The organism is Tsukamurella asaccharolytica, assembly GCF_007858435.1.
Lineage (GTDB): Bacteria > Actinomycetota > Actinomycetes > Mycobacteriales > Mycobacteriaceae > Tsukamurella > Tsukamurella asaccharolytica.
The window spans coordinates 94262-103216 of record NZ_VIGW01000010.1; the positions used below are offsets into that span (position 1 = coordinate 94262).

General features: G+C 73.1%; 9 protein-coding genes. 4 read left to right on the forward strand and 5 right to left on the reverse strand.

Annotation, left to right across the window (positions count from 1 at the left end; all coding sequences use genetic code 11):
* The first annotated feature begins 16 nt into the window (after positions 1-16).
* Entirely contained in the window at positions 17-1156 is a 1140-nt protein-coding gene (locus FK529_RS16030; RefSeq protein WP_146563021.1) for an alpha-hydroxy-acid oxidizing protein, read from the forward strand.
* Between the two features lie 128 nt (positions 1157-1284).
* On the forward strand, positions 1285-2463 hold the full coding sequence (locus FK529_RS16035) for a cation:proton antiporter (protein WP_146563023.1): 1179 nt from the start codon (positions 1285-1287) through the stop codon (positions 2461-2463).
* On the opposite strand, the gene FK529_RS16040 is transcribed toward FK529_RS16035, so the two are convergent.
* The 3 genes from FK529_RS16040 to FK529_RS16050 all read right to left on the reverse strand — a co-directional run bounded on the left by FK529_RS16040 (position 2396) and on the right by FK529_RS16050 (position 5363).
* Positions 2396-3265 (reverse strand): MetQ/NlpA family ABC transporter substrate-binding protein, encoded by an 870-nt coding sequence (locus FK529_RS16040; protein ID WP_146563025.1) that lies wholly within the window; start codon positions 3263-3265, stop codon positions 2396-2398. The genes FK529_RS16035 and FK529_RS16040 overlap by 68 nt on opposite strands.
* A 65-nt stretch (positions 3266-3330) precedes the next feature.
* Complete coding sequence (locus FK529_RS16045; protein WP_146563053.1) at positions 3331-4182, reverse strand: exodeoxyribonuclease III; 852 nt, start codon at positions 4180-4182, stop codon at positions 3331-3333.
* 14 nt (positions 4183-4196) lie between these two features.
* On the reverse strand, positions 4197-5363 hold the full coding sequence (locus FK529_RS16050; RefSeq protein ID WP_146563027.1) for a zinc-binding dehydrogenase: 1167 nt from the start codon (positions 5361-5363) through the stop codon (positions 4197-4199).
* 173 nt (positions 5364-5536) lie between these two features.
* Here FK529_RS16050 and FK529_RS16055 point away from each other — a divergent pair, with 173 nt between their 5' ends.
* Positions 5537-5992 (forward strand): SRPBCC family protein, encoded by a 456-nt coding sequence (locus tag FK529_RS16055; protein WP_146563029.1) that lies wholly within the window; start codon positions 5537-5539, stop codon positions 5990-5992.
* 11 nt (positions 5993-6003) lie between these two features.
* Positions 6004-7233, forward strand: a complete 1230-nt coding sequence (locus FK529_RS16060) for an APC family permease (protein ID WP_205124399.1) — start codon at positions 6004-6006, stop codon at positions 7231-7233.
* Here FK529_RS16060 and FK529_RS16065 read toward each other — a convergent pair.
* The gene (locus FK529_RS16065; RefSeq protein ID WP_231703132.1) at positions 7205-7774 is read right to left on the reverse strand and encodes a YdcF family protein; all 570 of its coding nucleotides are present in this window, start codon (positions 7772-7774) and stop codon (positions 7205-7207) included. The two genes, FK529_RS16060 and FK529_RS16065, sit on opposite strands and share 29 nt — an antisense overlap.
* Positions 7759-8955: hypothetical protein (locus FK529_RS20080; protein WP_158635138.1), on the reverse strand; the 1197-nt coding region annotated here is incomplete at its 5' end. The genes FK529_RS16065 and FK529_RS20080, both read right to left, overlap by 16 nt.

Below are 8955 nucleotides of genomic sequence, written 5' to 3' on the forward strand. Positions count from 1 at the left end.
CTGCTACGGTCCACGCATGGCGGACTACGGCAGCTTCCAGGACGGGATCTACGCGGAGGGGCTGCTCGCGAAGCACCGTCACTTCCCGTACACCTTCGGCGATCTCGAGGCGCGCGCGAAGCAGGTGCTCGACCACGCCCTCTTCGACTACGTGCGCGGCGGCGCCGGCGACGAGACCACGCAGGACGCGAACGTCACCGAGCTGCGCCGCTACGGCTTCGTTCCCCGAATGCTCCGCGACCGGAGCGTGCGGGACCTCTCGACCACCTTCCTCGGGGCCGAGCTCGACGCGCCGGTGATCCTCTGCCCCGTCGGGGTGAACGGGCTCGTCCACGACAACGGCGACCTCGAGGTGGCCCGGGCCGCCGCGACGCTGAACGTGGCCGCGATGTACTCGACGCTCTCGGAGGCGCCGCTGGAGGAGGTCGCCGACGCCCGCGGCGACTCCTTCGCCGCGTTCCAGCTGTACCCGACGAAGGACGACCAGCTGACCGACAGCCTGGTGCGACGGGCCGACAAGGCCGGTTTCGACGCGCTCACCATCACCCTCGACACCGGCAGCCTGGGCTGGCGGCCGCGGGACCTGAGCAACGGCTACATCCCGTTCCTGCGCGGCCGCTGCCTCGCCAACTACCTCACCGATCCGCGGTTCATCGAGCTCTGCGGCGTCGAGAAGCCGCCGCCGCTGCACGCCGGGATCGTCTGGTCGTCGCTGTTCAGCAAGCCCACCTTCTCCTGGGAGGACGTGGCCCGCATCCGCCGGCTCACCGACCTGCCGATCATCCTCAAGGGAATCTGCCACGCCGAGGACGCGCGCAAGGCCGCCACCGAGGGCGTCGACGCGATCGCCTGCTCGAACCACGGCGGCCGCCAGGCGAACGGCGGTCTGCCCGCGGTGAGCCACCTCGAGGGGGTCCTCGACGCGGGTCTGCCCGTCACCTTCGACAGCGGCGTCCGTGACGGCGTCGACGTGCTGCGGGTCGTGGGTCTCGGCGCGACCCTCGCGGGCATCGGCCGCCCGTACGTCTACGGGCTGACGCTGGGTGGCGCCGCGGGCGTCGAACACGTGCTCCGCTCGATGCTCGCCGAGGCGGACTTGACGATGGCCGCGGACTGCCTCACCTCGCTCGCCGATCTGCACGTCGTCAGGCGATGACGGGCGCCGGCTTCGACTGGTCCGGCTTCGAGGACGCGATCCGCGCGGAGCCGAGCCGGCCGTGAGATCCGCGTCGGACCAGGAGCTTCGGGGGTACTGGGCGGCCCGCGCGGAGTAGCGTCCTCGCAATGACGTTCTCGACGTTGGCGCTGATCACGGCTCTGGGGCTGCTGGGCCCGTTGCTCGCCGCGAAGCGATCCTGGAACCTGCCCCTGATCCTGGGGCCGATGGTGGCGGGCGTGATCTTCGGTGCCACGGGCTTTCGGGTGCTGGACGCGACCGAGCCCACGTTCGCGTTCCTCGCCGACATCGGCTTCGCGATCGTCATGTTCGTCGCCGGTACGCACGTCCCGGTGCGCGATCCGGCGGTGCGGTCGGCGCTCGGCGCGGGCGCGGTGCGCGCCGCGGGCGTCGGCGTCATCGCCGCGGTCCTGGGTACGGCTCTGGCGGCGGCCTTCGGTACCGGGCACGCCGCGCTGTACGCGGTGATCATGGCCTCGTCGTCGGCGGCCGTGGTGCTGCCGATCATCAACGCCGGTCACCTCACCGGCAAGCCGGTGCTGGCGCTCACGGCCCAGGTCGCGATCGCGGACACCGTCTGCGTCGTCGCCCTGCCGCTGGTGATCGATCCGCCCACCGCGGGCCGGGCGGCCCTCGGGGCGCTCGCGGTGGGCGGTGCGGCGTTCGTCTTCTACTTGATCCTGCGCTGGTCGGAGCGCAGCGGCGTGGGGGACCGGATCGAGGCGGTCTCGGAGGAGCGCGAGTTCGCGCTGCAGTTACGGGTCAGCCTGGTGGCGCTGTTCCTGCTGGCGGCGATCGCGACCACCATGCACGTCTCGGTGATGCTGGCCGGTTTCGCCCTGGGCCTGGCGGTCGCGGCGGTGGGGGAGCCGCGCCGGATGGCGGCGCAGCTCTTCGCGCTCGGGGAGGGTTTCCTCGCGCCGCTCTTCTTCGTCTGGCTGGGTGCCCGAGTGAACCTGCGCGACCTCGTCGAGCACCCGTCGTTCATCCTGCTGGGGCTCGCGCTCGGCCTCGGCGCGATCGCGGCGCACGTGGCGATGCGGTTCGTCGGGCTCCCGGTGCCGCTGGGGGTGCTCGCGGCGGCGCAGATCGGCGTGCCCGTCGCGGCGGTCACCGTCGGGGAGCAGTTGCACCTGTTCGCCGCGGGCGAGGGCGCCGCCCTGATCCTCGGCGCCCTCGTCACGATCGGCGGCGCCGCGATCGCCGCCGGCCCCGCCGCTAACTCCGGAAGGACTGTTCCACCTGGGCCAGCGTCGCCCGGAGCGCGTCCGGCGCATCCGTCGTGAAGATCGCGGTATCGCCCGAGTCCTTCACGACGGCCTCGCGCACCCGCTGGTCGTGGTACAGCGCCGCGAGCGCCGTGTAGTCGCCGATGCGGGGATCGTTCTCCCGCGCGGCGAAGATGTTGACGTACTGCGCCAGATCGGGGCGGCGAGGATCGTCGGTGTAGATGGAGTCCTTGCTCGTCAGCCCCAGTTTCACCGCGAAGGTGTCGTCCACGAAACCGGCGTCCACGCTGTCGAGCGCCGGCCCGATCTGGGTGGGGTCCAGCGTCACGAGGTTCACCTTGGACCGCGCGCGGTCGACGTCGGCCAGCGAGGACTGCCAGGTGCCCGTGCCGTCACGGAAGGTCACCAGCCCGGCCGCCTTGAGGCTGAGCAGGGGGCGGATCTGGTTCGCGGGGTTGTCCGACAGGGCGATGGTGGCGCCCTGCGGCAGTGCGTCGATCGTGCGGTACCGCTTCGAGTACAGCTGCAGCGGGTAGATCTGGGTGGCCCCGACCGGGGTGAGCCGGACGGTGTTCTTGACGTTGTAGGCGGCGAGGTAGCGCACGTGCTGGAACTGGTTGAGGTCGATGGATTCGTCGGCGAGGGCGGGGTTCGGGGCGTTGTAGTCGGAGAAGGAGACGAGCTTCACGGTGTATCCGTGCTCTTTCGCGACGTCGGTGAACACCTTCCAGTGGGGTTTGCCGACGTCGACCACCCCGAGCTTGATCTCGTTCGACGGGGCGTCGCTCGTGCAGGCGGTGGTGCCGACCGCGACGAGGGACAGCAGGACTGCGAGGAGGGCGGTAGCCGTTCGTTTCACGAGGGCCCACTGTTCGGCACCGCGCTCCTCGCGGACAGGGTTGCGGTCACGGTGATCCCGCGCCCTCAGTCGCGTGCGTACTCCACGACGACGGGGGCGTGGTCGGACAGCCGCTCGTCGGGCGAGGGCTCCTTGTCGACGGTGACGGACAGCGCGGCGCGCGCGAGGCGCGGGGTCGCGAGGTGGTGATCGATGCGCCAGCCCACGTCCTTGGTGAAGGACTCGCCCGCCCAACTCCACCACGACAGCGGGCCGGGGCGGTCGCCGTGCAGGGCGCGCACCACGTCGACGAGGCGCCGCGGGCCGAGCTGCGCGCCCAGCCATCGTCGCTCCTCGGGGAGGAAGCCCTCCATCTTCTGGGCCGGCCGCCAGTTCGTGACGTCGTGCGGCAGGTGCGCCAGGTTCAGGTCGCCCAGCAGCAGGAACTCCCGCCCGGCCGCGAGCGCCGCCCGGCGGTTGCGGTCGAGTTCGCGCGCGAAGGCCTCCAGGAAGCGCATCTTCCGGGCGTGCTTCGCGCCGCCGTCGGGGGTGTCCCGGAGGTTCCCGGGCCGCTGCAGGTGCACGGGAAGGCCGCCCTTGGGCAGGTAGAGGCAGGCGATCGTGAGGCCGGGCAGGTCGGCCTCGAGGTACCGGCCCTCGGTGGCGTACTCCCCGAGGCCGCGAGCGCGGGGCGGACGACTCGCCCAGCTCCGCACCTCCGACGGTGCCTCCCTGGTCAGGATCGCCACCCCGTTGCGGCCGGGGATAGACCCGCAGTCGACGGCCACGTGATAGCCGCGGAACGCGCCCACCTCGGCGGGCGGGCAGCGCAACTCCTGCAGCGCCAGCACGTCGAGGCCGCGGCCCGCGAGCCAGGCGTCGAAGCCGCGCCGCCGCGACGCCCGGATCCCGTTGACGTTGAACGTGCCGACCCGCAGCGCGTCCGGTGCGGTCAGGGGGCGGTCGCCGTGCTCGACGGGTCGATGAGGATCTTGGCGTGCACCTCCGGGTCGCCGAGCGCGTCGAACGCGGTCGCCACGCCCTCGAGCCCGACGGTGCCCGTGACCAGTGGCTTCACGTCGACCTTGCCGTTGGCGATCATGTGCAGCGTGTCGTGGAACTCGCCCGGGTCGTAGCCGAAGGCGAACCGTAGGTCGATCTCCTTGTTGCCGGCGAGCGCGGGCATGATCTGGTCGGGCTCCATGCAGACGCCGACGACGATCACCCGGGTGCGCAGCGGCGCGGCCTCGATGATCGAGTTGATCATGCCGGGCACGCCCACGCACTCGAAGACCACGGGGCCGGACGGCATCTCGCCGATCTTGTCCGCGAGCCGGAAGACGTGCCACCACGGCACCGGGCCGGGCACGAGGGTGAGCTTGTCCATGGTGCTCACGCCCAGCTTGAACAGGTCGGTGGCTTTGCGGATCTCGGTGCGGGGCTGCTTGTAGGCGTTCCAGGGCTCCTGCACGCGCGGGTCCACCACCACGTGCGCACCCATCTGCTTCGCGAGGGCGCGGCGGCCGGGGGAGAAGTCGCTGGCGATGATCTTCTTCGCGCCCGAGGCGCGCAACATCGCGATGACCGCGAGGCCGATGGGGCCGCAGCCGATCACGATCGCCGTCTGCCCGCGGCCGACCTCGGCGCGGCGCACCGCGTGCCACGCCACGGCCATCGGCTCGGTCAGGGCGGCCTCCTCGTCGGACACCTTGCCGGGGACGGGCATCGTCATCGACTCCTGGACGAGAACCTGTTCGGCGTACGAGCCCGGGGAGCGCTCGGAGAGGCCGACGAGCTGCGGCTCGTTACCGACCATGAGGGTCGGGAGGGCCACGACGCGGGTGCCCACCGGCCAGCGCTTGCGGCAGCCGGGCCCGTACTCCGCGACGGTGCCCACGAACTCGTGCCCCATGACGACGCGCTGGTCGGTGCGCATGCAGTCGGGGTACCCGGCCTTCGCGGCGAGATCGGCGACGAGATCGGCGTGATGGCGGGCGTGCAGGTCCGAGCCGCAGATCCCGGTGCGGGTCACGTTCAGGAGCACCTGCCCGCGGGCGGGGCTCGGTGCGGGGAGTTCTTCGACGGTGAGGCGACCTTCGTTGACCACGACAGCTTTCATACGTTCGAGAATAATCCTTGCCCCCGACACATCCGGCCCCGCACCCGGCCGGTGCTCTGCGCCGCCTCACCCTCGGGCCCGGAACCCGGCGACGGAGGGCTCGACCCCGCGCCTTGAGCACACGTCGATCCCATCCCTGGGCAGGATGCGCGTGGACCTGGTTCGATGATCGGGTGACCACATCGGATGAGACCCGCATCGTTTCCGCCTCCCGTGACATCGCCGCGGCATCGGACGCCGTCTTCGGCCTGATCGCCGACCCGGCGCGCCAACCCGAGTGGGACGGCAACGACAACCTCAGCGAGGCCGCGCCGGGCCAGCGGGTCCGCGCCGTGGGGGACGTCTTCACCACGACGCTCACCAACGGCCAGGTCCGCGAGAACCACATCACCGAGTTCGACGAGGGCCGGCTCATCGCCTGGACGCCCGCGCCTGTCGGCGAACCCGCCCCGGGTCACCTCTGGCGCTGGGAGCTCGCGCCGCTCGCGGACGGCGGTACCCGCGTCACCCACACCTACGACTGGACTGAGCTGCACGACGAGCAGCGGCTGCCGCGCGCCCGGGCGACGACCGCGGACCGCCTGGCCGCATCCGTCGACCGCCTCGCGGAGCGCGCTGAGTCCCGGTGACCGAGCCTGCACTGCGCCGCTCGCTCGGCCTGGGAGACGCCGTCACGGTCGGCCTGAGCGCCATGATCGGCGCGGGCGTCTTCGTCGTTTTCGCACCGGCCGCCGCGGCGGCGGGATCCGCGCTGTTCCTCGGCCTGGCGATCGCCGCACTGATCGCCTACTGCAACGCGAGCAGCTCCGCCCGCCTCGCCGCCCGCTACCCGCAGTCGGGCGGTACCTACGTCTACGGGCGCGAGCGCCTGGGCCCGTTCTGGGGGCACCTCGCCGGCTGGAGCTTCGTGGTCGGCAAGTCCGCGTCCTGCGCCGCGATGGCGCTCACCGTCGGGCACTACGCGTGGCCGGGCCAGGCCCACGCCGTCGCCGCGGGCGCGGTGGTCGCGCTGACCGCGCTCAACGTGGCGGGGGTGGAGCGCTCCGCGCGCGTCGCCCGGGTGGTCGTCGCGCTCGTGCTCGCAGTGCTGGTCGGCGTGGCCGTCGCCGCTGTCACGTCCGGCACGGCCGCGCCGTCCCGGATCGTCGACGGTGCCGCCGCGGGGCCGCTCGGCGTGCTGCAGGCGGCGGGCCTGCTGTTCTTCGCGTTCGCCGGGTACGCCCGCATCGCCACCCTGGGCGAGGAGGTGCGCGACCCCGAGCGCACGCTGCCGCGCGCGATCTTCCTGGCGCTCGGCGTCGCGCTCGGCGTGTACGCACTCGTCGGCGTCGTCCTGGTCGCGGTGCTGGGCATCGACGGGCTCGCCACATCGGGCGCGCCCGTCGCCGACGCGGCGCGCGCGGCGGGCTTCCCGGTGGCGCTGGTGACGGTGACGGCGTGCATCGCGGCGCTCGGCGCGCTGCTCGCGTTGCTGCTCGGCGTCTCCCGCACCGCTCTCGCGATGGCGCGCGACGGTCACCTACCGCGGGCGCTGGCGACCGTCGACGAGGCCCGCCGGGTGCCGGTCTACGCGGAGCTCGCGGTCGGCGCCGTCGTCACCGTCGTGGCGGCGACGGCCGATCTGGGCGCCGCCATCGGCTTCTCGTCCTTCGCGGTGCTCGTGTACTACGCCGTCGCCAACGCCTCCGCGTGGACCCTCGACGGTGCGGTGCGCTCCCGGATCGTCCCGGCTGTGGGACTGGTCGGCTGTCTCGTGGTGGCGCTGTCGCTGCCCGCGGGCTCGGTATCGGCGGGAGTCGTCGTGTTGGTGGCCGGAGCGCTCGCCTACACCGTGACCCGCTCTAACAGCCCGTCTGGTACAGCGCCTTGAGCCAGCCGGCGCTCTGGTATCCCCAGCCGAAGACCGTCTCGGCGGCGCCCCGATCCTCAGGGAAGTCCGTCATCTGCATCTTCCTGCCGTAGCAGCGCTCCAGGATGAAGCGCGCGCGTTCGAGGTGCGCGGTGGTGGTCACGACGATGATGTCGTTCCAGCCGCGCGCGGCGGCGAGCCGCTGGACCTCCTGTGCCTCGCCGCGCGTGGTCCACGGCTGCGGTAGGAAGCAGGTGATGTTCACGCCGCTGATCGCCCGCGCGCACAGTTCCCGCATGCGAGCGTCCGTGACCCCGACCGAGTTCGACAGCACGACCTGCCGGGCCAGGCCGCGTTCGGCCAGCTGCAGCCCGTATTCGAACCGCTCGTAGGGGTTGCCGCCGAGCACCACGATCGCGTCCGCGCGCGAGAGGTCGCGGTCGACCTGGGGCTGGAGGTACGCGCGGTCGATCGCGGTGCCGATGGCGGCGATGACCACGAGCGCGGCGGCGCACGCGACCAGGCGGCGCGCCCACCGCTGTCGACTCACCGCTGTTCGCACCAGAGAAGTATCGCGGCTGCCACCGCAGCGCGCACACCGGGGTGATACCCGGGGTGATCGCCGACAGCGGTGCGCACGGTGTCCACGCGGGCACCGCTGGGCAGGTGGCGCAATCCCTCGGGGCCGCGCTGGGAGTCGAACCACGCGGCGTCGGGCGGCGCAAGGACGAGGACCGCGTCGGTCCCGCCGGCGACGACGGGCCGCAGCAGCACCTCGGGGACCTGGGTGACGCCGCGGCGGCCCAAAAGCCGCCACGCGGGGTACGGCAGTCGGGTGCGCAGCAGTTCCTTGACGCGGCCCCGCGGACTGCGCGCGAAGGCGGGATCGGTGCGGGGCACGCCCAGATCCCGCGCGGGCGCGGCGCTGATCGAGGGCTTGAGGCGCCACGAGTAGAGCACCGCATTGACCAGGACGGTGGCATCGGCGGCGGTCGCGCGGGCGGCGTGCGCGGCGTACCAGGACCCCGAGCAGACGCCGGCGGTGAGGAGCGGACCGTCGAGCGCGCGGGCCGCGGCGGTGGCGTCGTCCACCCCGGACGCGGGGAACAGTGCGACGGCCTCGCCCGCATCGACGGCCCCTGACTCGCCCGCGCCCCGGCGGTCGAAGCGCATTGCCGCCCCACCCGCGCGGGCCGCCTCGCGGGCCAGCTGCACCCACGCGCGGTTGGGGCCGTGCCGGGTGTCGTTGGCGGTCGCGCAGAACAGCACCGACCGGCGCGCCGCCCCGTCGGCGGGGACGGTCCGGATCGCCGCGGCGCCGCCGACGTCCTCGATCCGCTCCTCGAGGCCGCCCCACCGGGCGCGGGTCCGGAGGATCGGGGCGACGGTGACGCGCTCCCCGTCGGGCAGGGCGGCGCCGAGCCAGGCGGCGATGCGCGCGACCGCGTCGTCCGGGATGCGGACCAGATGCGCGCCGGGCTCGACGAACTCGGGCATCCCGTCGACGACGATCCGCTCGGCGCCGTCGGGGGCGGACGGGCCGGCGCCGGGGCGCTCGGCGAGGAGGAGACGCGGGGCGGTGAGGGCGTCGTCGGGCAGGGTGGACAGCGCGGCGACGGCGTCGGCGTGCACGTCGAGCCCGATCCAGGTGCCGGCGCCCGCGCCGATCGCCATCCGGGCGAGGGCCGCCTGCCCGCGGACGAAGACCCGGCCCGCCACGGGGTCCCACCGCACCGCGGCGGG

What these genes read in the sequence shown, in the direction of transcription:
- FK529_RS16030 (WP_146563021.1), top strand. Translation starts at nt 17, where the DNA reads ATGGCGGACTACGGCAGCTTCCAGGACGGGATCTACGCGGAGGGGCTG.
- FK529_RS16035 (WP_146563023.1), top strand. Translation starts at nt 1,285, where the DNA reads ATGACGTTCTCGACGTTGGCGCTGATCACGGCTCTGGGGCTGCTGGGC.
- FK529_RS16050 (WP_146563027.1), bottom strand. Translation starts at nt 5,363, where the DNA reads ATGAAAGCTGTCGTGGTCAACGAAGGTCGCCTCACCGTCGAAGAACTC.